Below are 24,119 nucleotides of genomic sequence, written 5' to 3'. Positions count from 1 at the left end.
ATTAGGCGAACGATCCGACAGGATAATTCGTCTTTTTTTATGTCGGAAATCGGAAAAAAAGTTGCATTAGCGCGAAAAGGAGACAATCATGACCGTTTTCAGGGACAAGGGTCGGATTCAGAAAGTATGGAATCAAGCGATTCAGTACTTTCGGCATGACCGATCGCAACAACTGGATGGCAAGACACAGCAACAATCCGCAAGTGATCAGGCAAACAAGCCGTTTTGGCGAAAAAAGCCGGTTCAGTTAGCGGGCGGGGCGCTCGTACTCCTCACAGTAGCCGGATTTAGCGGAATCCAATATGTTCAAGCAAACACAGTCGAATTTTATAACGTATATATGAATGGAACAGCCGTTGGAACCGTAAGTGATCCACAAGAAGTAGAGCAGCTAGTTTTGCTGGAAACCGAAGAAGTTCAGCAAGCTAACCCGGGCATTAACATGGTGCTTGATACAGGAACAATTACCTATGAGCCTGATCATGCATTCAAAGGAACTCCAGAAACTGCTGGTACGCTGGACAAGCTTGAAGGGTTGTTTACCTCTCATGCGGTTGGTGTCGAAGTGAAGGTTGATGGAAAAGTCATCGGCATTGTAAAAGACCAACAGACAGCAGATGAAGTTTTATTGCGCGTGCAAAGCAAGTTTGCACCGAAGCTTGCCGCAGCGAAGAAGGAAGCAAAGGAAGTGAAGTCGCTTTCGTTCAATGCAAAAGATGCAAAGCCGCCAGCGCTTGATTCGAAGGCAGCCTCTAAGCAGCCTGGGCGTGAAGTGACAGAAGTTGAATTCATTGAAGCGGTAATGATGGAATCAATCGATACCGATCCAGAACAGATCATGGAAGCAGAAGCTATTTATAAGATGCTCGTTCAAGGCAGTATTCAACCAACTAAATATACGGTACAAGCAGGCGATTGCGTCGGCTGTATCGCACAGAAATTTGATATTTCCCCAGAGGTTATTTATAAGAATAACGCATGGATTAAAGATGATAAGATAACGATTGGTGATGTTCTTGATCTAACGGTGCTCCAACCGGAGCTCACAGTAAAGACAACCGAGAATTTAGTTGAAGTAGAAACGATTGAACCACCCGTTGAAATTATGAAAAATGCGAGCATGCGTGTAGGCGAGTCGAAGACGATAGCAAATGGTACGGCTGGCTCTAAACGTATGACTTATCGTATCGTGAAGCAAAACGGTTACGTCGTATCCGAAGAGCTTCTCACGAAAGAAGTAATTAAAGAAGCGACTCCAAAAATTGTTGAACGAGGAACGAAGGTTGTTTTGGGAGAAGGATCAGGACGTTTTGCAATGCCTGTCTCCGGATCTAGAATGACTAGTAAGTTCGGGAAACGCTGGGGACGCATGCATAACGGTATTGACCTTACTGGCAACAAGAACATTCTTGCATCCGATACAGGAAAAGTTGAGTTTGTTGGAACGAAGCCAGGTCTAGGCAAAACGGTTATTATCAATCATAAGAACGGCTACAAAACCGTATACGGTCACCTTAGCTCTTACAATACCAAAGTAGGGGATATTGTTGAGAAGGGTGAAAAGATTGCTATCATGGGCAGTACAGGAAACTCTACTGGCGTTCATTTGCATTTTGAAGTACACAAGGACGGCGTTTTGCAAAATCCATTAAAGTACTTATAACATATACCCATAATTTACTAGAGAGAAACACTTTTGCTATAAGCGAAGTGTTTCTTTTTTTTGCGTATATAAATGTTGTGTATGGACATGGAGTATTTAACTTATTCATGCAGTGATGGCGGACTGAGGAAAAACCTTTCAACATGAGGGAAGTTTCATTGTGAAGCAAGGGATAACAGTGTTAAAATAGAAGGTAATAAAAAGGACAAGCGACGGGCGGGTGTAGCGATGCACGGAAAAATATTAGTGGTCGATGACGAACAGCCGATTGCAGATATTATAAAGTTTAATTTGGAGAAGGAAGGGCATCAGGTTATTTGCGCTTTCGATGGCGGTGAGGCGGTACGGCTTGCGTTCGAGGAGCTTCCTGATCTTATTTTGCTGGACCTGATGCTGCCTGTAAAGGACGGTATGGATGTATGCCGCGAGGTTCGCGCCAAGCTGCAAATGCCAATCATAATGCTGACGGCCAAGGATACGGAAATTGATAAGGTGCTTGGGCTTGAGCTGGGCGCTGATGATTATGTGACAAAACCATTTAGCACAAGGGAATTGCTCGCGCGAGTGAAGGCGCATCTGCGCAGGCAGCAAAAGACAGAAGAAGCTGCAAGCGGTGATCATGCTGGCACTGCCGATCATTCCGCCGAGCAGGAGCAGCAGGGCTTTAAGCTGTTCAACCTATTTGTGGATACTGATATGTATGTCGTTTATAAGGACGGCGTACCGCTTGATCTGACTCATCGTGAGTATGAGCTCGTTTATTATATGGCCCGCAACAGCGGCAAGGTGATGACGCGGGAGCATTTGCTTCAAGCAGTATGGGGATTTGAGTATTTCGGAGACGTGCGAACGGTTGATGTTACGATTAGAAGATTGCGCGAGAAGATAGAGGATGATCCAAGTCGCCCTGAGTACATTATGACACGGCGCGGTCTTGGCTATATGATGCGCAACTCCAAGTCCGGAGGCTTCGGCCCAGGATGAAGGGCAAAAGTTTTTTTCGCACAATCCAAGTAAAGCTGGTCATCATCTATTTGCTGCTTATATTGGTGGCTATGCAGTTGATCGGTGTTTATTTTATAAGTACGGTCAAAAACTCCTTAATTGACAGCTTCACGAAAAATTTGAAGGAGCAAGCGGATATCTTATCTAAGTTTGCAGCTCCGAGCTTAGCGGCTAAACCAGATACTGAGGGTGATTCTGCGGAAAGCACGACAGAGGATCTTAGTTTGGTCGTTCGCAATCTGTTCAGCATTAGCGGCGCCGAGGTGCAGGTGCTTGATTCGAACGGGAAGATGGTAGCGACGTCCGTTCAAAGCAACGAGACCTATATTGGCCAGAAGAACAAGTCGCTTGCTGTAAGCCGGGCACTTCAGAACATTACAGACAATGAGCAAGAAATTATAGATGATGATAATACACGCAAAAAGATGATTGCCCAGCCAGTGACGATTAATGACAACAAGGTGGTTGGGGTTGTATATGTCGTTGCGTCGATGAACGAGCTGTATGAGACCGTCAACAGGGTCAATCAGATATTTTTCTCAGGGACACTTATTGCGCTTGGTCTCACTGGTGTGCTTGGCATATTGCTTGCTCATACCATTACGAGCCCGATTCAAGGTCTGACGAGGCAAGCAGAGGCGATTTCACAAGGGAAATTCGATCTGCAGGTGCCCGTGCTTGGCGATGATGAGATTGGCAGCTTGAGCGTTGCCTTCAACGATATGACGATTCGGCTTAAAGAAGCTCTATCGGTAAATGAAGAGGAAAATGAGAAGCTGAATTCCGTTCTCTCCAACATGAGCGATGGCGTTGTTGCAGCGGATGAGAACGGCAAGGTCATCGTATGGAATAGGAGAGCACTAGAATTGCTCGACGTACGCTCCTGTGAAGGACTTGAGTTGTCCGAGCTGTTCGATCTATCCGAGGAACGGCTCGAAGAGCTGCAGCAAGGGCGCGGTCAGACACTGCTTATTGAACGTGATGAGGATGGGCAGGAGATGAACGATAATGATGAGGGGCTGCTTAAAGTAACATTTACGCCTATTCATCGTCGGGATAAGGGCATTACCGGAACGATTGCTGTCTTGCAGGATGTGACAGAACAAGAGAAACTTGAGCAATCGCGGCGTCAGTTTGTCGCGAATGTATCGCATGAGCTGCGTACACCGCTTACTACAATTAAGAGTTATGCAGAAGCACTTAATGACGGTGCACTGGATGAACGGGAGTTATCCGAGCGGTTTGTTGGCGTTATTCGCAATGAAACGGAGCGGATGATTCGGCTCGTCACAGATCTGCTGCATTTGTCGCGGCTCGATTCAAACCAAGCGCCGCTGCGCCGCAGACAGACAAATGTTCATGACATGCTTGATGAAGTGGCAGATCGTTTCTCATTTCAGCTTAGGCAGAAGTCGATTAAAGCCGCAGTGAGCGTTGATCAAGGGCTGGAGTCCGCTTGGCTGGATCGCGATCAGATTGATCAGGTGCTTGATAATTTATTCTCCAATGCAATCAAATATACGCTGGACGGTGGAACGATTGAATTAACGGCGAAGAAGCCGGCCGATTCGGCATCACTTTCAATTAGTGTGAAGGATACTGGCATTGGAATTCCGAAAAAGGATTTGAATCGTATTTTTGACCGCTTCTATCGTGTAGATAAAGCTCGCTCACGCAATATGGGCGGAACAGGCCTTGGGCTTTCGATTGCCCGGGAAATTGTGAAGGCACATAGCGGTACGATTTCACTTGATTCCGAGCTAAATGAAGGAACTACGGTTACATTTACTCTTCCACTTCTACAGGAAGGGGGCGAGCTGGCATGAAAGAAAAAATAAAGACAACAACGCTTATCCTGCTAGTCGTGCTTAGTCTCCTTCAAAGCTATTTGCTTGCATACAGCATGCCTGGTCTTGGCGCTACGGTAAGAAGCGATCAGGATTATGTTAATTCGGAGCCAATAGGAAAACCGACAAGCGTAGAGAGTGTTATTTTTCCAGAAGCGTTAGTTATCCACTTAGGCGGCAATAAGCATACCATCATCTATCCGGGGACACAGTTCTACGAGATGATTCTTAACCAGCGCATTCAGGGTAGAGAATTTAAAGGGTTCCAGCGAAGCCCTTCGGATGTGCTCAACTGGGAAGAAATTCGCAAAAATGATATCGGTATCGAGCTTCGCTTTGATAACGGCATTCCAGTAGAGCTGCTGCAGAAGCTGCTTAAGCTGGAAGGTGATTTGCTGTTCTTGAACGAAACGATTGACCGCATCTGGATCTTCAAGACGTCGGGCACCGAGGAAATTCGAACGTTCTTTTTTAGCGCTGATGGCGAGATGGTTTACGAGTCCGTTCGTGCGGATCTGACAGTACGCGATGTGCAGGACTATGTGGGGTTCGGGCAGTTCCAGCCTAAGTACACCATGACAGCAGACGGCCTTTATATTCCAGTTGCACCGATTCAGTCAACGGAAATCGTATTTCCTTACGAGACGTATTCGCCGGATTTGATGAAACGAAGCTTATTTTTCGATCAAAGCACAACAAGAGCAATTGAAGACCGAGGCGGTTCGCAAATCTATACAGACGGCAAGCGGGGATTGCAGGTAGAACAGAACGGCAAGTGGATCAGCTATACAGATCCAAGCGCTCCGCAAATTACGGAAAACTTGCTTAGCGACAATGTGTATGCCTCAGTAGATTTTGTCAATCAGCATGGCGGATGGGACGGCACACATCGTTTTGTGAATGCTATGCCAGGCAGCGAAGGCAAGGATATTAGATTTAAGCAATATGTCGAGCAGTATCCTGTTATGGATACGAAGCCGTTCCGCTATGGGTACATGAGATTAAGGCTTCAGCAAGGTGTCGTAACCGAATATTCGAGAACACTTATTACGCTTGGAGCGCAGTCGGAATCGAGGAATGTTCGCTGGTTGTCAGGCGGGGAAGAGCTGGAGAAAACGCTCAGTAATTACGATAGACGCAGCGAAGTGACAGCATTGTTCCCAGCGCTGCAAGCAGCTCCGATCGATGAGAACAGACTTCGGTTCATACCGGTATGGGCTGTTCGCTTGAAAGACGGTACGGAAGAAATATTGGTAGAGGCGTATCGAAGCGGATATACGCCGCCTGAGCAGAAGGATGAGGACGCTGTGCAAGGTGAGGCTGATGGCAATTCAGATAAGCCAAATGATACGACAGCAACAGCAGCTAATGCTGCAGGAGCGGTAAGCTTATCAGTGGGTGCGAGCCAGATTCGTTCGCTTAATGGACCATAGAAATAGGATACGAAAGCAGGAGGTGAAAGCGATTGGATTGGGGACGAGCGAAAAACGTGCTTATTATTTCGTTTTTGCTGCTCAATGTATTACTTGGTTATCAGCTATGGCTGGATATCAGGGAACAGTTGAACATTAATGTAAATACGGCGGAGCTGCCGCAGGATAAGTTACTGCTCATGCAGCAGAAGCGTATTTCGTTAGAAGCCAATCTGTCGCTGGAAACACCTGAGCTCAAGGACTTAACTTATTTGCTCCACTCTGACAGCCGCAAAAATGCGGAGCCAGTCATATTGAAAGAACCGGTGGATAGTACGATCATCTATTCCAAAAAAGAATTAATAAAGACACTGGGAGATCGTATTCCTGAGCTTGATCAATATGCTTTTGATTTGCTGAACAGCAGCGTAGGCGAGTCTGTTTTTTATCGAGTAGTAGAAGGACGTCCGATGTTTGATGTGAAGCTGAAGCTTTATATTAAAGATCAGAAGATTACTTCTTTTTTGCAGGATCGCGTAGAGCTGCTCGGATCAGGTGAAGCCAAGCAGGTGCTGCCAGCTGCCAAGGTGGTAGCGAGCTTGATTGAAACTTATTTACCCGATGGTGCGGTCATTACCGATATCCAGCTTGGCTATAAAGGACAAATCTTTGATTCGGAGCGTCAAGTATCGGTGCCCTCATGGCGTGTTATGCTGGAGGACGGTCATCAGTTTTATGTGCATGCCATCAGCGGCGAGGTTGCAACGGATGATGAGCAAGGGGAAGCGGCAGCGAACGGTTTACGTTAACGGGAGCAGGAGAAGGGACAGGAAAAAGCAATTATGGGACTTCGATTTACAGTACTAGGAAGCGGTTCGACTGGCAATGCAACCATCGTGCAGGGAAATGACAAGATGGTCATTGTAGATGCCGGTATGAGCGCGAAGAAACTGGATGAACTCATGCGCGAGCGCGGAGTAATGGGTCATCAATTGGACGGGCTGTTCGTCACACATGAGCATTCCGATCATATTAAGGGATTGGGTGCTTTTGCAAGGAAATATGATTTGCCCATTTATGCCAATGAGGCAACGTGGGCTGCAATGGAGAGGCATGTTGGCACGATTGCTCCAGAGAAGCGAGTGTTTATGGAGACAGGTGAAGAGGTGAACCTCGGTTCAATGGCCATTCAATCGTATCCGATCTCGCATGATGCGGCAGAGCCTGTAGGCTATTGCTTTGTAGAGAATGGCGAGAAGCTGAGCCTAGCTACTGACCTTGGGTATGTAAGTGAAAAGGTCAAACGTCAAATTATTGATTCCGATGTGCTTGTACTTGAGGCCAATCACGATACGGAAATGCTTCGTATGGGGCGTTACCCGTGGAATACGAAGCGCCGGATATTGAGCGACGTTGGCCATTTATCCAATGTGGCTGCAGGCGAAGCGCTGCTAGAGCTCATGACAGATCGAACAAAACGCGTTTATTTGGCTCATTTGAGCCTTGACCATAATTTAATGGATTTGGCAATGCTGACCGTGAATACTATATTAGAGGACCATGGAATATTTTATAAGAAAGAAGAACACCCTCTACGCGCAACCTATCACGACCGACCTACGTCATGGGATGTAGTGAAGCAGAAATAAGGGATTCCAGCTGTGCATCAAGCGCATCCGCTTTAGCACTTAGCTCTTCTCTAGTAAGTATGCCCTTATCTATAAACAATTCTAGCATCGCACTTAAGGTGAGAACGGTACGGTAGTGATCATCCTTTAAATCTGCTAGCTTTGCAGCAAGCTGAACATGTTCCCAAGCGACAGGCGTTTTGGCTTTCATATATCATTTCTCCTTTAGTGGAACGACTTTTGAAGCGCAACAAAAAACTTCTGATAAGCATCGCATGATTCTATTATTATTTTAGTCATTTCTTCCGAAAACATTCCTAGATTCAAAAAAATAGTCTTGATGTCCGAGGCATTGAGAGGGGCGATAGTAATGAGCTTATTCGACGACGATTTTTATTCAACCAAAGTATCCAAGCGTGCTGCTCGCGAGAGTAAGAAAGGAGACTTTGCATTTCGATATAAGAGCGGTGGACGCAAGTGGTCCAACGTTCGTATTGCATTTGTATCTTCTATCACGAGCGCGGTAGCTGCAACGTTGTTGTTCGGTGCTGTGTTTGGCGGCGGAGGCAGTGGTACGACCAGCGGCGGCGGTGCTGCACCGGTAACGGGTGGTATACAAGTGATTGATCCGCTTGAGCGTCCTATACAGGCTTCAGCGAAAGTAAGACCGGCCGTCGTAAGCGTCATTAATCAGCAAATGTTCTCTCTTGGAATTGGAAAAGACAAATCGCAGCCGGAAAAAGAAGAAGGCAAAGGTACACTTCGTGAAGCGGGTGTGGGCTCAGGTGTCATCATTAGCAAGAAGGATGGCAAAGCGATTATTATTACGAATTACCACGTCATTGATCAGGCACAAGCGGTAAAGGTTGTACTGATGAATGGAGAAGCGCGTGAGGCACGTATTGTCGGTAAAGATCAAATTACGGATCTTGCAGTGCTGGAAATTGACGCAAAAGGAATCGAAGTCGTTGCAGAAATTGGCGATTCGTCTGCGCTTCGCCCTGCTGAATATATTATTGCGATCGGCAACCCGCTCGGACTCGGAGAGTCTGTGACAACGGGCAGCGTGAGCAAGACAAGACAAATTGTGCCGGTATCACTTAATCAAGATGGAGTATACGACTGGGAACAAGAGGTTATTCAAATTGATGCATCCATAAACCAAGGAAACAGCGGCGGACCGCTTATCGATTTGAATGGACGTGTAGTTGGCATCAACAGTATGAAAATAGCTGATCTTGGCGTAGAGGGCATTGGCTTTGCTATCCCAATCAATCTGGCTATGCCGATTGTTGAAAGCTTAATTAAGCTGGGCCATGTGCCGCGTCCATATCTTGGCGTATATACGATGGATTTGGAGCAATATTGGGAGCAGCAGGACTTTGAGGATGCGTACAGCAATCCTGGCGAAGGCGGGATTTTGCCGGAGGGCGATGTTCCTCATGACGAAGAAGAGGCTGACCCAGGCGATGATCAGATTCTTGAGGGCGGACAGAAGCTTACGCTGCCAGACGAGGTTTACGACGGTGTAATCGTGCTTGAAGCGGTTGGCCCTGCTAAGGATGCAGGTTTGCTGTTCAATGACGTGATCGTTAAGCTGGATCGTCATCCGATCAGCAGTACGATGGATCTTCGCAAATATTTGTACCAACAGAAGAAAATTGGTGACGAGATTGAGATTAGCTTTTACCGTGATGGGAAGCTGAAGGTTACGAAGTTTAAGCTGGCTGAGAAGACAGATGAGGAATAAGTTCGAGTGCAAAAGCTGGATTAAGCTTGGTTAGTTGAAGCTTATTGAGCTGGAATTTTAGGATTAGCTTGAAGAAGCCGCGGTATGCAAATGGTAGCCCATTTGTATGCTGCGGTTTTTTTGTGCGTGAATGCGGGGAGCATACTGGGAAAGGGATCGTGCGGGGATAATACGGAAATTGTCGTCTTCACATGGAGAGGCGTTTTCTGATATGCTGTGTATAGACAATAAGGACGACCATCAACTAGGGATAGGAAGCGTGCAGACGATGTATTGTGTATGTAAAGAGCATATTGAGAAATCATTGGACCGTTTTGTAGATGAGTATGAGGATGCACCAGACGTAGTAGATCTGAAGGAAACACAATTTGCAGATTGGGATCCACCGCGCAAATGTGATTTTTGTGAAGAGCCAGCTACTTTTTTGGTGGTGTAGAAATGCATATACAGATAGCTGCTGTTGGTAAGCTGAAGGAAAAGTACTTAGTGCTTGGCATAGCGGAATATGCCAAGCGGTTAGGGCCTTACGTGAAGCTTACGCTCACGGAAGTGCCCGATGAGAAGGCGCCGGAGACGATGAGTGCGGCGGAGGAAGCGATTGTGCGCGAGCGAGAGGGCGAGAGGCTTCTAGCGCAGCTGAAGCCTGATGCGCATGTTGTCGCGCTCGCGCTGGATGGCGAGCTCTGGTCAAGCGAGGATCTCGCGGGCCAGCTCGATAAATTAGCCACGTATGGGCGCAGCCACGTGGCTTTTGTTATTGGCGGGAGTACGGGATTGTCTCCCGCTGTGATGAAGCGCGCCCAGCAGAAGCTGAGCTTTGGGCGCATGACCTTGCCGCACCAGCTGATGCGTCTGGTGCTGATTGAGCAGATTTATCGCGGAGTGAAGATAAATCGGGGAGAACCGTATCATAAGTAAACCGAATTATTTTGAACAAAACTCTTATTTGATACTGAATAGCACAATTGAGTTAGGGTGAGACTTAACATAGATATTATTTAAACAGATCAAAAAGCCGATTCTTCCTTCTGGGAGAATCGATTTTTCGTTAGAGGGGCTTGTTGGAATTACGGGAAAAGAACGACAAAAAGGGCAAGCGAAATTGTCCTTGTTTTATCCTATAACATTCAAATTAAATTGAAATAGGGTGGGAGTATGGATAAGGAATATAAATTAGCTAGCCAATTATTAACACTGCTTGATACGGAACAAAGGTGGTTTACCTTAGCCGAAGTTGAGAAGAGTTTAGGAATCTCAGATAAAACCATACGTAAGATGGTTGAAGAGATAAGCAAGCAGCTGCCACCTGATATCACCATTGAGGTGACTAGAGGAAAGGGAGTATTTCTTCGACGTGATGGACGAGGGAAGACGATTAGTGAAGTGGTTTCTTTTATGCTCAGACAAACCACCTTTTATCGGCTGATGAATCTATTGTTTACCACTGACGGACGATTCTCAGTTGAGGAGCTTGCTGGTGAAATGTTTATGAGCACCTCGTCTTTGAAGAAGTTGATTGTAAATTTAAATAATAATGATCTGAAACCGTATAAGCTGCACATTACTTATTCCAGCCCTAAGATCAAAGGGAATGAAATGAATATACGGTATTTTTATTTGAAGCTATATTGTGATGCCTATGACTTTACAGGATGGCCCTTTGAGAATATTAACTTTGCTTATATTAATGAGTTAATCACAAATATAGAGAATGAGAAAAATATAGTTTATTTTATCAATTCCAAAAGGAAATTATCCTTTTTGCTGGCGATTGTAGTCGATAGAGTTACGAGAGGGAAATGTGTAAAAGTCGACGAGGTCAGATATCCCTGGGAAAAAGGGATGTTTTATTTGCCGGTGAAAGCTCTTGCGAAGAGTCTAGAAGAACAGCTTTCTATAGAATTTCCTGAAAGTGAACTATTCTTTATGCAATCAAGAGTGAGACTCAGCCAATACCATTATTACGAAGGATCGGAAATGACACCGATAAAAGAATTCGAATTATACAAGGATAAAGAAGAGTATCAAATGGGTAATCTGCTTTTTACATTACTGGCAAAGGTATATCCGAATATGGATATGGAAGAACGATTTACATTGGAGGTATATGACTTCATTGACAAGCTTTTAATGGATAATGCCATTCCTGAATGGATGATGATTTCAAAAAGCAATTTATCGACATATGTTCAAAAAGAGTGCCAGCAGATATATCAACAATTGCAAGACTGCATGAAAACGTGGAATGAAGCTTATCCCTCTGTCTTGTATAATGATTTCCATTTAACAAAACTAACCTTAATTGTTCGTTCAAGCTTACGTTATAAAAGAAAAAAGGCCTTTTTAGTGATCGGTGAAGAATTTTCAATTCGCCATTACATAGCGGATTTGATTAAAAAGGAAATTGGGGATCAGTTGATCGTTAATACTTCCATTATGAAAGGACTAACCGACGAAATGGTGCAGCAGCATCAAATCGATTTCGTCATTAGTAATTTCCCGGTTGCATTAAAGACAGTACCTGTTGTTACGATTTCTACGATTCCATCTAAAAGAGATCTGGACAATATTCGTAAAGAATTACTTTTATAATTTGACCAATTATTTTCCGTACCCTACGTAAGATTTTGGTCTAGTTTGCGATGATAAAAAACCTTATGCTCAAAGCAGGTTCTAAACGATTAAGGCTGACCTTCCTTAAGGAAATTCGTTTGGAAAATACTAAAGCATCTATTTTCCCGTCGGTAAATGGAAGCGATTTCGGAAAATCTGAGTGCAGTATTCAGATTATTGGAGGAAACCATATGAGCAGGCATTTAGGTGCAAAAAAAGGAGAAATAGCAGAACGTGTTTTGCTTCCAGGAGATCCTTTGCGTGCAAAATTTGTAGCAGAGAATTTTTTAGAGGAAGCCTATTGCTATAACGAAGTAAGAGGTATGTATGGATACACTGGGTTATACAACGGTGTGCCGGTGTCGGTTCAGGGGACAGGGATGGGTAACCCATCAATGAGCATATATGCAACGGAACTGATCATCGATTACGAAGTGAAGAAATTGATTCGCATTGGCACATGTGGCGCGATGCAAGAAGAAGTAAATATCCGTGATATTGTATTAGCCCAAGCCGTGTCTTCAGACAGCAATCTGACGGAGAAAATTTTCCATGGCTGCAACTATGCGCCTACGGCAGATTTCTCATTGTTAATGAAAGCATATCAGCACACACAAGGTAAGCAAGCGAAAGTCTTTGTTGGCAACATTTATAATTCTGATGAATTTTATCGTGAAACGTTGGATCGACTTCACAAATTTATGGACTTTGGCGTATTAGCAGTAGAAATGGAAAGCACCTCGCTCTATACTTTGGCTGCTAAATATGGTGTAAAAGCACTGTCGATTCTGACCGTGGGCAGTCAATTATTAACGCAGGAGCACTTAACTCATCAAGAAAGTGAACAGTCCTTTTATGAAATGGTAGAAATAGCTCTTAATACAATCATTGATGACACTAGTTTATAGGTTTAAGGGTTAGGAAAAGAGAGTGAGAAAGAAATGAGAGTAATTCTGTCCGGATTGCAGTGGATGATTTTTATGATCGCAGGCGCAATTGCTGCACCAATTGCTATCGCAGATTTATATAACTTAACACCCATTGAGACTGCTGGACTCATCCAGAGTACAATTATTACTTTGGGGATAGCGGGCTTTTTACAAGGCCTGATTGGTCATAAACTTCCTATTCATGAAGGTCCGGCAGGGTTATGGTGGAGCATTTTTACCATTTACGCGAGTTTAGTGGGGGTACTATATTCTTCTAACATTGATGCTCTGCAAGCTTTAAGTGGAGGAATGATCATTAGCGGTGTCTTATTCATCCTAATTTCAGCCTTTAAGCTAATGGATAAAATAGCCCGATTATTTACACCAACCATCACTTTTATATATTTACTGTTATTGATCTTTCAATTAAGCGGTTCTTTTATGAAAGGGATGATGGGAATTACATCTAGCCATACGACGTTAGATGTTAAAGTGTTTTTGCTTAGTGTGATTGTGGTTTGCATTACCTTTTGGTTAGGGAGCTGCCGCATCGCGTTACTTCGACAATTTTCGGTGATCATTAGTATATTGTTAGGTTGGCTATTATTTATAGTTTTTGGTAATATACCGGTTTTTTCACAAGCAAAAAACCTAGTTAATTTACCCGAAATGTTGCCATTTGGATGGCCGCGATTTGACGGTGGGACCATCACTACAGCGTTGTTATTAACACTGCTGTTAATAACCAATGCGATTGCATCCATCCGGTTGATGGAAACCGTGATAGAGCAAAAGCAATCCACGGATCATCGCCGTTATTGGCGTGCTGGAATTATTTCCGGGGTTACACATTTTATTGGCGGCTCTTTAGGAGCGATTGGCTCGGTGCCTATTTCGGGAGCAGCGGGATATGTTGAACAGACAGGTATGAGAGAGCGTAGGCCGTTCTTAATAGGGTGCAGCTTAGTGATCGTTTTATCCTTGTTTCCGCCAATTATGAATGTCATATCCGGCATTCCAGCTCCGATTGGCTATGCTGTTACATTCGTTATTTTTGTGAAGATGGTTGGAATATCGTTGAGGGAATTGCGAAAGGTCATTCATGAAGAGCGACCTTTTATTGTTAGTGGAGTTTCCCTGCTAGTGGGTGTGGGTTTAATGTTTATCCCTTCATCAGCCACAATCCATTTATCTCCGATCGTGATCGCCATTTTAAATAATGGGTTAATATGCGGAAGCCTGTTAGCGATTATTTTGGAACAGGGGTTCATGTGGAGGGAAAAACAGCGGAGTAAAGTAAAACAATAAACAAAAATTTGGAGGGGTAAAGATGCATTATCTCATCTCTGTTGCTGGTCTAATTCTTGTACTAATACTGGCATGGCTTGCAAGTAATGATAAGAAAAAGATTAAATATCGACCAATTATTGTCATGATTGTTGTTCAGATTGTTTTAGGAATACTTCTACTAAAAACGAGTATAGGGGAATTGTTAATTAAGGGCTTTGCCAATAGTTTTGATAAATTACTGGGATATGCAAATGAAGGGATTAACTTTATTTTTGGTGGAATGGCAAATGAAGGGGCACACACGTTTTTCCTCTTTGTATTGATGCCTATCGTATTTATGTCAGCGATTATCGGGATTCTGCAACATTATAAAATACTGCCGTTTATTATAAAGTATATTGGTCTGGTCCTAAGTAAAATAAATGGTATGGGGAAATTGGAATCCTATAATGCGGTTGCGGCTGCCATTGTCGGACAAAATGAAGTGTTTATTTCGGTGAAAAACCAACTCGGATTATTGTCTAAGCAGCGTCTGTACACATTATGTGCATCAGCAATGTCGACGGTATCCATGTCAATCGTTGGTTCTTATATGACGATGCTGGAGCCTAGATATGTTGTAGCTGCATTAATACTAAACCTATTTGGCGGTTTTATTATTGCATCCATCATCAACCCATATGAGGTTAAACCTGAAGAGGATATTGTTGAAGTTCAGGAACAAGAAAAACAAACGTTTTTCGAAATGCTGGGCGAGTATATCATGGATGGCTTTAAGGTAGCCGTCGTGGTTGGGGTTATGTTGGTTGGTTTCGTTGGGTTAATTGCTTTAATTAACGGCGTTTTCGCTGGAATATTCGGTATCTCGTTCCAAGAAGCATTAGGTTATGTCTTTGCACCGGTTGCCTTTGTTATGGGTGTGCCATGGTCTGAGGCTGTTAGTGCAGGCAGTATCATGGCGACCAAATTAGTGGCGAATGAATTTGTGGCTATGCTTGATTTTGTAAAAATTCAAGACGGCTTTAGTGATCGTACGACAGCCATCGTCTCTGTATTTCTAATCTCATTTGCTAACTTTGGGTCCATTGGTACAATCGTGGGTGCCGTAAAAGGTTTGAATGAAAAACAAGGGAATGTGGTTGCTCGATTTGGATTAAAGTTGTTATATGGCGCGACACTTGTAAGCGTTTTATCAGCCATCGTTATCGGAATCATATTTTAGTTGAGTACAGCTAAAATAGAAGGAGCATTAACATGAAACAAACACCTCGGTTTAAGCGGATTTTCGTCATCGTTATGGATTCTGTAGGCATCGGTGAAGCTCCGGATGCTGAAAAGTTTGGGGATACAGGATCACATACATTACGGCATATTGCAGAAAAAATGAATGGGCTGCATGTTCCTGTTTTATCTAAGTTAGGGTTAAGCCATATTGACCAAATACCCGGAGTGCCCAAAGTAGAGCAGCCTTTAGCTTATTTCACCAAAATGCAGGAGGCGTCGAATGGGAAGGATACGATGACTGGACACTGGGAGATTATGGGCATTAAAATCGATGTTCCTTTCAAAGTGTTTCCTGAAGGATTTCCAAATGAATTAATTAACGAATTAGAGCAAAAAACGGGTCGAAAGGTTATTGGGAATAAGCCAGCTAGCGGTACAGCTATTCTCGATGAACTAGGGCAAGAGCATATGAACACTGGTGCACTCATTGTCTATACTTCAGCAGATTCAGTGATTCAGATTGCCGCTCATGAAGAAGTTGTTCCTTTGGAAGAGCTTTATCAAATCTGTGAGATAGCCAGAGAGATTACGCTACGTGAGGAATACATGTTAGGCAGAGTGATCGACAGGCCATTCCTCGGAGAGTCTGGAAAATTCAAGAGAACATCGAACCGTCATGATTATGCCTTGAAGCCTTATGGAAGAACCGTGATGAATGAGCTCAAGGATGCTGGGTTCGATGTATTAGCGATTGGCAAAATCTCAGATATATATGATGGTGAAGGTGTCACCAAGTCTTTACGCACAGTATCAAACATGGATGGCATGGATAAACTCATGGAGACCATTCATACTGATTTTACAGGACTTAGTTTTCTGAATCTTGTTGACTTTGATGCACTTTATGGACATCGTAGAGACCCGATCGGGTATGGGAAAGCGCTAGAACAATTTGATGATCGATTAAATGAAGTTCTTGCCGAGCTGAGCGAAGATGATCTTCTCATGATTACAGCAGACCATGGCAATGATCCTGTTCATGTGGGTACAGATCATACCCGTGAATATGTTCCTTTACTCATCTACAGCAAGAGTTTCACTGAGCAAAGTGAGCTACCCGTAAGTAAGACATTTTCGGATATTGGGGCAACGGTTGCAGATAACTTTGATGTGAAAATGCCGCAGTTTGGACAGAGCCTCTTACAGAAGCTTAAATAAACTTGATTGAATAGCCAATGTACTGGCTGGTTGAGAAAACGAGGGTCATTAATGTTTGTGAACCTAGAGAAAGTAACGTCATAATGAAAGAAGCCTGCCAAAATGGCAGGCTTTTGGCTTTTTAAGCGATTATATTTATAAGGAATAGCCCATCACTCTTAACAGTAACGTTAATGATAAAATTTGAATGAGTAATAAGTTCGAGATTTGGAGTTATAAGTGGCGATGAACTCCTAATATTTTCGCCTTACTTGTGATATGCTGAACCGTACCATAAGTAGGGGTAAGTATCTGTTGTACAGCACTACGTTTCAAGGGGGCAGTCAATGAACAAAACAGATCGTTTATTAGCCATCGTGCTGGAGCTGCAAGGTAGACAAGTGGTACGTGCCGAAGATTTGGCGGCCCTATTTGAAATTAGCGTGCGGACGATCTATCGTGATATTCAGGCGCTCAGCGAAGCGGGCGTGCCGATTATAGGCACTACAGGCACAGGGTATTCCTTAATGGAGGGATATTTTCTACCGCCGATCAGTTTCACGATAGGGGAAGCCGTGACCTTGCTTATAGGAACGGACTTTATCGAGCAACGATTTGATGATGATTATCGTGACAGAGCTAAAGCCGCTAAGAGGAAAATCGAGGCCATTCTATCAGACGGTGTACGCAATGAGACCTCCCGTATACGCAGGGCGCTGCGATTGCTCGCTCCAGGCAAACAGGCAGCTCCGTCAAATGAAAAGGAAAACCTCGATAAGATTCGCCGAGCGATATTAGATGGGCGAAAGATCAGATTTCATTATTCGAAAGGAACTACGGATTCCACGGGGAATCGCCATAGCGATCGTACTGTCGCTCCCTATGGCCTCGTACTCGTTGAAGGGTTATGGATGCTCGTGGCGCATTGCGACTTACGCCAAGACATTCGCCATTTCCGTTTATCCCGAATAACCGAACTTGTCGATCTGGAAGATCGATTCGAACCGCCTGCCCATTTTAACTTAAGGGAGTATCACCCTACAGATGATCGACATCTGCGAGTGCACCTCCGATTTAATCATAATGTCGTAGATAAAGTGAAGGAATCGAATAATCGATTTATTGAGGGTATGGAAGAGAATCAAGATGGATTGGATGTAGTATTACGCGTTCGTCATCTGGACGATTTGATGCAATGGGTTCTGAGCTGGGGAGGGAACGTGAGGGTAGTAGAGCCTGAATCATTCCGAAATCGGATTTACGAGGAAGCCGAAAAAATGCTTAAACGCTACTGACATTACGTTGTCAGTAGCGTTTTTGTATATTAGGTGTATGAGAATAGCGCAGTGTTTTGGAGATAGGGTGACCTTTCTCATAATCTTTTTATAGAGGTGGAATTTATTCATGAGTAATATCAAATGGGAAGTGGATCCGGACCACAGCTCCGTCGAATTTTCGGTGACGCATTTAATGATTAATAAAATTAAAGGAGTATTTGAGCGTTTCCAAGCGATTATAAGTTTTGATCCCAACGAGTTAACAACCATGGGTATCCAGGCTTCCATAGAAGCAAATAGCATTACAACTCGTCAAGCACAACGAGATGAACATTTGAGGAGCGACGATTTTCTTCATGCTGACAAGTATCCAACTATTGCGTTTCAAAGCACCAACTGCGTCTATGCTGGCGAAAGGCAGTATGAACTTACGGGCAATCTAACTCTGCATGGAGTAACCAAACCTGTCACTTTTCATACCGTTTTTGAAGGACTAAACAAAGACCCTCGCGGCCGGGAACGTGTAGGCTTTCATTCAACAGCCAGTATTGATCGTAATGAATTTGGTTTGAAATTCAACTCGCCTCTTGAAACGGGTGGAATTATTGTCGGAAATGAAGTGATAATCGAACTTTATATTGAGGCAATTAAAGTAAATTAGGGATCCAAAAGATCATCCTTTTATCGGGATGGTCTTTGTTCAAAAGCTGGCCGTTACAGACAAAGCGGAGAACCATGCCATATGTGACGGCGAAAAACTTTGTTGTGGAAAGTTGGAGAGTATTGTAGGAAACTTTATTTCCAAAATTCAGGTGAAAAGTAGGTAGACTCAGGACATGCGATCACTATAATGGAAATAAGATACATATATAGAACCAATCTATAAGATATAAACAAGAATCAGACTGAGTAAGAAAGCAATTAGAGGAGGCGATCTCGTGGGAAGATCATTTGCGAATTTGCATATTAAGTCGAAAAACCTTGAAAAGACTGTCGATGCATTAAGAGAGCTAAGTGAAGGGCATGCCACAGTATTAGGCGAGCCAAATAATGAGGCTCAAGAGATCAAAGTCGTCATGTACATAAGCAAAAGCAACGCAAACTGGATCAGCGTACTGCACGATTATTTTGTATGGGGTACGGTGAAGGAGGTTGGAAAAACGTTGTCCCGGCTTATCGAAGAGCCAGTGATGACCGCCGGATATATGAATGAGGAATTATTTGAGTTGTCGTTTTTCGAGAATGGAGATATTAGGGCCGAAAAAATCTTTTGTGAACAGTGGATGAGGGATGAATATGAACAACTCAAAGAAGAGCGTATTAATGATGACTACCTGCGGATAGCGTTGGATATCTGTAATGAGGATTTTGACGACTTCATTAGCATTACGAGTCCAGTACAAGCCGTAGATAAGCTGTCAGAACTCGTAAAAATGTCTTTATGGAGTGATTCGGAGTGGATACCGCACGAAGAATCTCTCAGAAAACAATTTGGGACATATGAATTTTGAAAAGAATTTTCCATGAAGTAAATCCGACTGCCAACAGCGGCAGACTTAATAGTCCAAATAGGGGGGAGTATTTATGTACATTGTAACTCCGCCAAAACCGCTGTCAGATGGTCAAAACCAAGCACTTGCGAAGGAAGACAGCGCTGTTTATCCACCGGGCTACCTCCGGTTTTTGCGGCGATTTGGCGAAGGGACTTACAGAGGGTGGTTGAATGTTCAGCTGCCGGATATGGAGGTGCTTAAACCCTTTGCTGAGTATGGGTTATGGGAGCATGACGAAGACAGCCCCATTACTGAGCAACAGATCGGTGAGTGTACCGTTATAGGCACAACAGTGGACGGTGATTTTCTGGCCGTGCATCCCCAGACGGCTTTACTTCTCTGGCTGCCTCGGCATGCGGAGCACGTTAAGGCGATTTCACTGCAGGAACGGGAGCAGGAAGACGAAGGGATGTACGCCTTGGTGCTGGACGAAATATATCGTCAGGTGTATGGATTTAGTCAAGAGGAGGCTGTCTATTATGAACCGTGGACGGGCACTCGGAGCCATCTCTTTTTACGTTTGCCACAAGGGCAGAACCGACTTTCGTTGCCCGATCTGGCCGGAATGTGCCAAGCAGATTTTCCACCGGATTTGTCCATTGAGACCCCATATGCATGCTTCCTGTTCTACCGGCAACTAGGTGGCTATGTACGATTGAATTATGCCTACCAACAAGAGGTGGCTGTTTTCTATGAACAGGATGTACAACAGGCGTTTGCCGTTATGAAGCAGTGGCTCTTGTCAAAAGGGTGCGAAGCAAATTCAGAAAATAACAGTTGAACTAGGTGTAGGAGCGATTAGTGAATGATAAATCTAAAAGATATTGGGAAGTTCGAGGATCTGCCGGAAATCGCGATGCACATTTACAAAGGAAATATTCCTGCTTTGCAAGCTGCAATTACAGCAGGCTGGGATATTGAAGCTGGCATCATACTTAGTAAGCATACCACGTTAAGTCCGCTTGATCTGGCGCTTATATTGCAGCAAATGGATGTTGTAAAGCTGCTGGTAGCGCATGGCGTCAACCTGAATGTCAATCATAATCCGGCCTTTTTGCGAGCAGTTCGCTATTGCAAGGAAGACATCATTCGCTACATTGCAGCGCAAGGAGCCAAGCTGGACAAGCTCAATCAAATCGGGTCTGGCGCTTATTCACAGGCTTACTATGGCAACAAAAACAATATCCAGCTCATTCATGAGCTGGGATTAGATATAAAGTTGCATGGCGGTGCTGTATTGCGTCAAGCTGTATCGGATCATGACTATAAGACACTCACCTATTTGCTCGATCATGGGGTGGACATCAACTATAATAAACCGGATATGGTCTATCCTTATCAAGCGACTCCGTTAACCGTTGCCGCGCGCATGGGTAATTTGGCCATAGTCAAATTTTTGATCGAACGCGGTGCGGACGTGACTTTTGCGGAAAAGGACGGTGAGCGCCCGTATACGATTGCGGTCAGCAATAAGAATACAATCTTGGCTGACTATTTGAAATCGCTGGAGCCGGCAGAGCTTCATAATATGGAAAATAAAAAGTTTGAGCTAAAAAAATATAAACTGACCGATGAACTGGTCAGCTTTCTTACTGGAGACAAGCTGCGCCTTGAGCTAGCGCAAAATGAATATAAAATCGGGTATATCGATTTTTTTACATTAACTGATACGATTGAGATGAAAGTTGGCAGGCAAAAGCTGTTGCGTCTGTCAGCCGATATCGACAATTACTCTGCTCTGCAGCTAGTGTGGAATCCGAAGAAAAAAGGCTTGGTAGGCTGTTATGACGTGGAGCACCAGGAGTATGCGGATTTGTGCAGCTTTACAGAGTTCCTCGTGCAGCCTGAAATGTACCTCATTAGGTTTCTTGAGGGAGAGTTATAGCTATTTGTCACACTAGTAGAAGAGAAAGTGTACAAAGGAGATTAACTTATGAAGGATGCGTTAATGGAAAGATTAAAGAATTTCCTTCATCGGGAGGATAATAGCACACTAGTAGGCATTCCGGCGAGCCAAGAGGAAATTGCTAAGGCACAGCAACGGCTGAATGTAAGCTTTCATGAAGATTACGTACATTTTATAAGGACGTTTGGCGGAGCATATGCAGGTCTTGCGGTACATGCATTCTCTAATGGGTCTAGTCTCGGAAATGAAACGGTTATTGATTTGACGCTGGAGTTTCGAGAGCAATATAAGGAGCTTCCCTGCGCAGAGGTTTTACGAACTAGTTATGTCATTTCTATGGATGGCTCCGGCGACCCGATTATCATCGATCGGTCAGGAAAGGTACTCATCTGTTATCACGATACCGGGGAGATCAAGTTAGTAGCGGATTCATTTGAGTTGCTGGTCGAGGAAAACTTTTATGAGTGGTGATTAAGAGAAGCATAGTAATAGCGCTCGCTGTATTAAACCTATAGTCTCGAACCACCTGTTTAACTACGAGGGTGGTTCTTTTTTTTGTTTGAGGTGCATCATCATATGCTGCCGTATCCTCGCGACCATTGGACAAACGTGCTTTTTTTTCCTTGTCCACATTTATACCTTACCAAAATCTATTAATTTGCATTTAATGAACGATACCAATATCAAGGAGGTTTTGGAGATGGGAAATAGAAGACCTACGGGTTACGACCCTGTTCAGATATTTAACTCCACATCGTTTAATGCGTTTGGAAAAGTTGAATATGCATCCATCTTTTGTAGTGACGACAATTATGCGGTTCAGCGTGATGAGACTTGGACGGCTTCTAGCCGTGGAGTTTGCTTGGTGACTAGAATCACCGCAACGGTTAGAACACCGAGTGGAAATATTGAGGCGGAACCGTATACTTCTTCCGGCACTTCTTTCAGCAAGTTTGCCATTATACAGGTAGGGGTAAACAAGTTCCAAGTGACGCGTGTTGTAAGTACAAGTAGACGCAAGTAAAATCCCAAACGGGGCATGATCAAGAATAGGTTATAAAAATGAAAAGACGACAAGCCAAGGATATAAGGCTGGTCGTCTTTTTTTCGCTCTAATGTTTCTTATACCATGATATTCTGCGCTGCATCGAGGAATCTTTCAAGAGCCGAAAAGGGCGCAAGTCCGGTTGATAATTGCCTTCAATGATCCAAATTCGATGCTTTCTGTCGATGCCTATATCGAACCCGACTTGTCTAAGCTTGGGGTAACGCTCTCCTAGTCTTTTGGCAGCCAATAGTGCGATCCGTTCCGCTTTGACAAGCAAGCTTCGATCTCCGATTCGGGCTAATTTTAGCGCCTCAAGCACTGGAATGGTGCGGCTAGTTACATTTGTGACTAGATATCCTTGCGCCGCTACTTTTGCGTATGAGCCTGTCACGTTCCAGGGGGATGAAGAGCCTTTTTTCCGCTGAGTTATTATGCGAATGTCGAATGGCTTGTGCCCAATTTGAGCAAGCTGCAGACGTCTTTGGACAATATATCCATGTGCACTGTTTTTTTTGCGGAGCCATTTGAGTATTTTATCAGTGTCTCTCATGGTAACTGCATTCTGTTCGTTATGAATACGATAGGCATTCGCACCGTTCCGTTTGATGAACACAATATCCCTTCCGTAACTCCCGTTGCGAGGTTTCAGTACGACGCTTTGATATTGAAGCAGCATTTTCGATAAGGTGTTCTTCTTAAGTAACTGTGTTTGTGGCAACCGTCCGGCGAGAGAGGACCTGCTGCGAAAGATGCGATATTGCAACCATTTGTCTCTTTTGATTAACATTATAATCACAGCCTTTTTCAATCTTATACGGTAATTCTAAGTCAAATTAGTGATCAGCATAAGTGACGATTCGTCCATATTTATAAACCGAAGCAGGTAAAGAAGGCTTTTGAACCCGTACCGCATATCATTTCTGTTTTCTCCGCTTTGCGTAGTAGAATGGTGGGGATAAGGAATGATATTATAAATAATGACAAGTTTTGTTGGAAATAATGTTATAAAAGGAGAGATGGACATGTCTTATATCGTTGATTTTAAAAATGTGTCTACGGTTGGTTTAGAGTCTTCACCTGTAGCAGAAGCGCTTGCTGGTTTGCGCGCTAATGAAGCCCGTTACTTTATGAATAAATACAAACATGAATTTACGGTTGTGCCAGCTAGCGAAAGTCAGGATACACTTGATTATGTGAACCAAGTTTTGAAAGAGCGTGATATTGCGTTTGCGGCCAAGCCTTTAGAAACGTCGCGTTTTCAAGTGGAGAATATTAAATTTGCTTACGTCTTTTATGAAGACGGTCTTGGAATCAATGTCATGTATACGGTCGATGACGCTAAGAAGCGGGCCGTTGGCTTTAAGCTTTCTGAGGGGATGGAGATACCAAAGGAGTTAGAAGAAAAGTTTAAGTTTGCGAGGCAGAAGTCTAAACTAGCTGGAACAATACGAGGTTCGTTTTTTGTAATTAAAAAAGAATATTAAATAAGCAACATCGAAAATTTGGACTGTAGAGGGCTTGAGGCCTGTAAGCTCGAATAGTAATAAGATGTCTAGGGGCTGTCCCATAAGCATCAAGCTCGCTGAGGAATAGCTCGCTTTGAACGGGTGTATTGGTAAATATATAGTAGTACAGGAGAGCTATTCCTGTACTGCTATTTTTCTATTCTGGTCTATGCTTGCTTCATAGGATTATGGGCAAGCGAAAGCCACCCGACCTCCAGACTTACCTTAGGTAAGCTGCGAAGCAGAAACGCCGGAATCCTTGGTTATTCTTT

General features: G+C 43.9%; 24 protein-coding genes and 1 pseudogene. 22 read left to right on the top strand and 3 right to left on the bottom strand.

The annotated features are described in order from the left end of the window. Positions 1–88 precede the first annotated feature (88 nt). From AC1DPK_RS23400 to AC1DPK_RS23375, 6 genes are all read left to right on the top strand, one after another. Positions 89–1,663, top strand: a complete 1,575-nt coding sequence (locus tag AC1DPK_RS23400; RefSeq protein ID WP_441878114.1) for a LysM peptidoglycan-binding domain-containing M23 family metallopeptidase — start codon at positions 89–91, stop codon at positions 1,661–1,663. Between the two features lie 228 nt (positions 1,664–1,891). Further along, entirely contained in the window at positions 1,892–2,647 is a 756-nt protein-coding gene (yycF, locus tag AC1DPK_RS23395) for a response regulator YycF (RefSeq protein ID WP_441878116.1), read from the top strand. After that, positions 2,644–4,494, top strand: a complete 1,851-nt coding sequence (gene walK / locus AC1DPK_RS23390) for a cell wall metabolism sensor histidine kinase WalK (RefSeq protein WP_076266553.1) — start codon at positions 2,644–2,646, stop codon at positions 4,492–4,494. Before yycF ends, walK begins: the two co-directional genes overlap by 4 nt. Then, positions 4,491–5,948, top strand: a complete 1,458-nt coding sequence (locus AC1DPK_RS23385) for a YycH family regulatory protein (RefSeq protein ID WP_477511793.1) — start codon at positions 4,491–4,493, stop codon at positions 5,946–5,948. Before walK ends, AC1DPK_RS23385 begins: the two co-directional genes overlap by 4 nt. A gap of 32 nt (positions 5,949–5,980) precedes the next feature. Continuing rightward, positions 5,981–6,736 (top strand): two-component system regulatory protein YycI, encoded by a 756-nt coding sequence (gene yycI / locus AC1DPK_RS23380; RefSeq protein WP_076266551.1) that lies wholly within the window; start codon positions 5,981–5,983, stop codon positions 6,734–6,736. A gap of 33 nt (positions 6,737–6,769) precedes the next feature. Continuing rightward, positions 6,770–7,576 carry an MBL fold metallo-hydrolase gene (locus AC1DPK_RS23375; RefSeq protein ID WP_076266550.1) on the top strand — a complete coding sequence of 269 codons (807 nt, stop codon included), beginning with the start codon at positions 6,770–6,772 and terminating at the stop codon, positions 7,574–7,576. On the opposite strand, the gene AC1DPK_RS23370 is transcribed toward AC1DPK_RS23375, so the two are convergent. After that, on the bottom strand, positions 7,545–7,766 hold the full coding sequence (locus tag AC1DPK_RS23370; RefSeq protein ID WP_054025729.1) for a hypothetical protein: 222 nt from the start codon (positions 7,764–7,766) through the stop codon (positions 7,545–7,547). The genes AC1DPK_RS23375 and AC1DPK_RS23370 overlap by 32 nt on opposite strands. Positions 7,767–7,925: 159 nt before the next feature. Between AC1DPK_RS23370 and AC1DPK_RS23365 the strand changes: the two genes are divergently transcribed. From AC1DPK_RS23365 to AC1DPK_RS23295, 15 genes are all read left to right on the top strand, one after another. After that, positions 7,926–9,305, top strand: coding sequence for a S1C family serine protease (locus tag AC1DPK_RS23365; protein ID WP_477511792.1), 1,380 nt, complete (start codon positions 7,926–7,928; stop codon positions 9,303–9,305). Positions 9,306–9,573: 268 nt separating this feature from the next. Then, positions 9,574–9,741 carry a CxxH/CxxC protein gene (locus AC1DPK_RS23360; protein WP_477511815.1) on the top strand — a complete coding sequence of 56 codons (168 nt, stop codon included), beginning with the start codon at positions 9,574–9,576 and terminating at the stop codon, positions 9,739–9,741. 2 nt (positions 9,742–9,743) lie between these two features. Beyond that, entirely contained in the window at positions 9,744–10,223 is a 480-nt protein-coding gene (gene rlmH / locus AC1DPK_RS23355; RefSeq protein WP_339205773.1) for a 23S rRNA (pseudouridine(1915)-N(3))-methyltransferase RlmH, read from the top strand. A 237-nt stretch (positions 10,224–10,460) separates the two neighbouring features. Next, entirely contained in the window at positions 10,461–11,897 is a 1,437-nt protein-coding gene (locus AC1DPK_RS23350; protein ID WP_477511791.1) for a helix-turn-helix domain-containing protein, read from the top strand. 212 nt (positions 11,898–12,109) lie between these two features. Next, positions 12,110–12,826 (top strand): purine-nucleoside phosphorylase, encoded by a 717-nt coding sequence (deoD, locus tag AC1DPK_RS23345; RefSeq protein ID WP_477511790.1) that lies wholly within the window; start codon positions 12,110–12,112, stop codon positions 12,824–12,826. A gap of 33 nt (positions 12,827–12,859) precedes the next feature. Continuing rightward, on the top strand, positions 12,860–14,155 hold the full coding sequence (locus tag AC1DPK_RS23340) for a purine/pyrimidine permease (RefSeq protein WP_477511789.1): 1,296 nt from the start codon (positions 12,860–12,862) through the stop codon (positions 14,153–14,155). 22 nt (positions 14,156–14,177) lie between these two features. Continuing rightward, positions 14,178–15,359, top strand: a complete 1,182-nt coding sequence (locus tag AC1DPK_RS23335) for a NupC/NupG family nucleoside CNT transporter (RefSeq protein WP_339205764.1) — start codon at positions 14,178–14,180, stop codon at positions 15,357–15,359. Between the two features lie 32 nt (positions 15,360–15,391). Next, a complete protein-coding gene (gene deoB, locus AC1DPK_RS23330; RefSeq protein ID WP_477511788.1) occupies positions 15,392–16,579 on the top strand; it encodes a phosphopentomutase in 1,188 nt (395 codons plus the stop codon). Between the two features lie 326 nt (positions 16,580–16,905). Further along, complete coding sequence (locus tag AC1DPK_RS23325; RefSeq protein ID WP_477511787.1) at positions 16,906–17,853, top strand: helix-turn-helix transcriptional regulator; 948 nt, start codon at positions 16,906–16,908, stop codon at positions 17,851–17,853. Between the two features lie 109 nt (positions 17,854–17,962). After that, positions 17,963–18,496: a YceI family protein gene (locus tag AC1DPK_RS23320; RefSeq protein ID WP_477511786.1), complete on the top strand. Its 534-nt coding sequence runs from the start codon at positions 17,963–17,965 to the stop codon at positions 18,494–18,496. A gap of 277 nt (positions 18,497–18,773) precedes the next feature. Then, a complete protein-coding gene (locus tag AC1DPK_RS23315; protein ID WP_477511785.1) occupies positions 18,774–19,346 on the top strand; it encodes a hypothetical protein in 573 nt (190 codons plus the stop codon). 73 nt (positions 19,347–19,419) lie between these two features. Continuing rightward, on the top strand, positions 19,420–20,169 hold the full coding sequence (locus AC1DPK_RS23310) for a hypothetical protein (protein ID WP_477511784.1): 750 nt from the start codon (positions 19,420–19,422) through the stop codon (positions 20,167–20,169). A 24-nt stretch (positions 20,170–20,193) separates the two neighbouring features. Next, positions 20,194–21,273, top strand: coding sequence for an ankyrin repeat domain-containing protein (locus AC1DPK_RS23305; protein ID WP_477511783.1), 1,080 nt, complete (start codon positions 20,194–20,196; stop codon positions 21,271–21,273). A gap of 48 nt (positions 21,274–21,321) precedes the next feature. Next, positions 21,322–21,765, top strand: a complete 444-nt coding sequence (locus AC1DPK_RS23300) for an SMI1/KNR4 family protein (RefSeq protein WP_477511782.1) — start codon at positions 21,322–21,324, stop codon at positions 21,763–21,765. Positions 21,766–21,994: 229 nt separating this feature from the next. Continuing rightward, positions 21,995–22,318, top strand: coding sequence for a hypothetical protein (locus AC1DPK_RS23295; protein WP_076266536.1), 324 nt, complete (start codon positions 21,995–21,997; stop codon positions 22,316–22,318). An 88-nt stretch (positions 22,319–22,406) separates the two neighbouring features. Here AC1DPK_RS23295 and AC1DPK_RS23290 read toward each other — a convergent pair whose 3' ends face one another. Beyond that, positions 22,407–23,129: a YheC/YheD family protein gene (locus AC1DPK_RS23290; RefSeq protein WP_477511781.1), complete on the bottom strand. Its 723-nt coding sequence runs from the start codon at positions 23,127–23,129 to the stop codon at positions 22,407–22,409. 235 nt (positions 23,130–23,364) lie between these two features. Between AC1DPK_RS23290 and AC1DPK_RS23285 the strand changes: the two genes are divergently transcribed. Continuing rightward, positions 23,365–23,826 (top strand): phage tail protein, encoded by a 462-nt coding sequence (locus AC1DPK_RS23285; protein ID WP_441910918.1) that lies wholly within the window; start codon positions 23,365–23,367, stop codon positions 23,824–23,826. A gap of 188 nt (positions 23,827–24,014) precedes the next feature. Here the strand turns inward: AC1DPK_RS23285 and AC1DPK_RS23280 are convergent. Continuing rightward, positions 24,015–24,119 (bottom strand): annotated as a pseudogene (locus tag AC1DPK_RS23280) (transposase); the annotation flags it as partial.

The sequence above is a fragment of the Paenibacillus sp. 01T424 genome, from assembly GCF_056398745.1.
The sequence above is the reverse complement of the archived record's forward strand: the minus strand, read 5'-3'. Positions and strand labels throughout refer to the sequence as shown.

What these genes read in the sequence shown, in the direction of transcription:
- AC1DPK_RS23400 (WP_441878114.1), top strand. Translation starts at nt 89, where the DNA reads ATGACCGTTTTCAGGGACAAGGGTCGGATTCAGAAAGTATGGAATCAA.
- yycF (WP_441878116.1), top strand. Translation starts at nt 1,892, where the DNA reads ATGCACGGAAAAATATTAGTGGTCGATGACGAACAGCCGATTGCAGAT.
- walK (WP_076266553.1), top strand. Translation starts at nt 2,644, where the DNA reads ATGAAGGGCAAAAGTTTTTTTCGCACAATCCAAGTAAAGCTGGTCATC.
- AC1DPK_RS23385 (WP_477511793.1), top strand. Translation starts at nt 4,491, where the DNA reads ATGAAAGAAAAAATAAAGACAACAACGCTTATCCTGCTAGTCGTGCTT.
- AC1DPK_RS23375 (WP_076266550.1), top strand. Translation starts at nt 6,770, where the DNA reads ATGGGACTTCGATTTACAGTACTAGGAAGCGGTTCGACTGGCAATGCA.
- AC1DPK_RS23370 (WP_054025729.1), bottom strand. Translation starts at nt 7,766, where the DNA reads ATGAAAGCCAAAACGCCTGTCGCTTGGGAACATGTTCAGCTTGCTGCA.
- AC1DPK_RS23365 (WP_477511792.1), top strand. Translation starts at nt 7,926, where the DNA reads ATGAGCTTATTCGACGACGATTTTTATTCAACCAAAGTATCCAAGCGT.
- AC1DPK_RS23360 (WP_477511815.1), top strand. Translation starts at nt 9,574, where the DNA reads ATGTATTGTGTATGTAAAGAGCATATTGAGAAATCATTGGACCGTTTT.
- rlmH (WP_339205773.1), top strand. Translation starts at nt 9,744, where the DNA reads ATGCATATACAGATAGCTGCTGTTGGTAAGCTGAAGGAAAAGTACTTA.
- AC1DPK_RS23350 (WP_477511791.1), top strand. Translation starts at nt 10,461, where the DNA reads ATGGATAAGGAATATAAATTAGCTAGCCAATTATTAACACTGCTTGAT.
- deoD (WP_477511790.1), top strand. Translation starts at nt 12,110, where the DNA reads ATGAGCAGGCATTTAGGTGCAAAAAAAGGAGAAATAGCAGAACGTGTT.
- AC1DPK_RS23340 (WP_477511789.1), top strand. Translation starts at nt 12,860, where the DNA reads ATGAGAGTAATTCTGTCCGGATTGCAGTGGATGATTTTTATGATCGCA.
- AC1DPK_RS23335 (WP_339205764.1), top strand. Translation starts at nt 14,178, where the DNA reads ATGCATTATCTCATCTCTGTTGCTGGTCTAATTCTTGTACTAATACTG.
- deoB (WP_477511788.1), top strand. Translation starts at nt 15,392, where the DNA reads ATGAAACAAACACCTCGGTTTAAGCGGATTTTCGTCATCGTTATGGAT.
- AC1DPK_RS23325 (WP_477511787.1), top strand. Translation starts at nt 16,906, where the DNA reads ATGAACAAAACAGATCGTTTATTAGCCATCGTGCTGGAGCTGCAAGGT.
- AC1DPK_RS23320 (WP_477511786.1), top strand. Translation starts at nt 17,963, where the DNA reads ATGAGTAATATCAAATGGGAAGTGGATCCGGACCACAGCTCCGTCGAA.
- AC1DPK_RS23310 (WP_477511784.1), top strand. Translation starts at nt 19,420, where the DNA reads ATGTACATTGTAACTCCGCCAAAACCGCTGTCAGATGGTCAAAACCAA.
- AC1DPK_RS23305 (WP_477511783.1), top strand. Translation starts at nt 20,194, where the DNA reads ATGATAAATCTAAAAGATATTGGGAAGTTCGAGGATCTGCCGGAAATC.
- AC1DPK_RS23300 (WP_477511782.1), top strand. Translation starts at nt 21,322, where the DNA reads ATGAAGGATGCGTTAATGGAAAGATTAAAGAATTTCCTTCATCGGGAG.
- AC1DPK_RS23295 (WP_076266536.1), top strand. Translation starts at nt 21,995, where the DNA reads ATGGGAAATAGAAGACCTACGGGTTACGACCCTGTTCAGATATTTAAC.
- AC1DPK_RS23290 (WP_477511781.1), bottom strand. Translation starts at nt 23,129, where the DNA reads ATGTTAATCAAAAGAGACAAATGGTTGCAATATCGCATCTTTCGCAGC.
- AC1DPK_RS23285 (WP_441910918.1), top strand. Translation starts at nt 23,365, where the DNA reads ATGTCTTATATCGTTGATTTTAAAAATGTGTCTACGGTTGGTTTAGAG.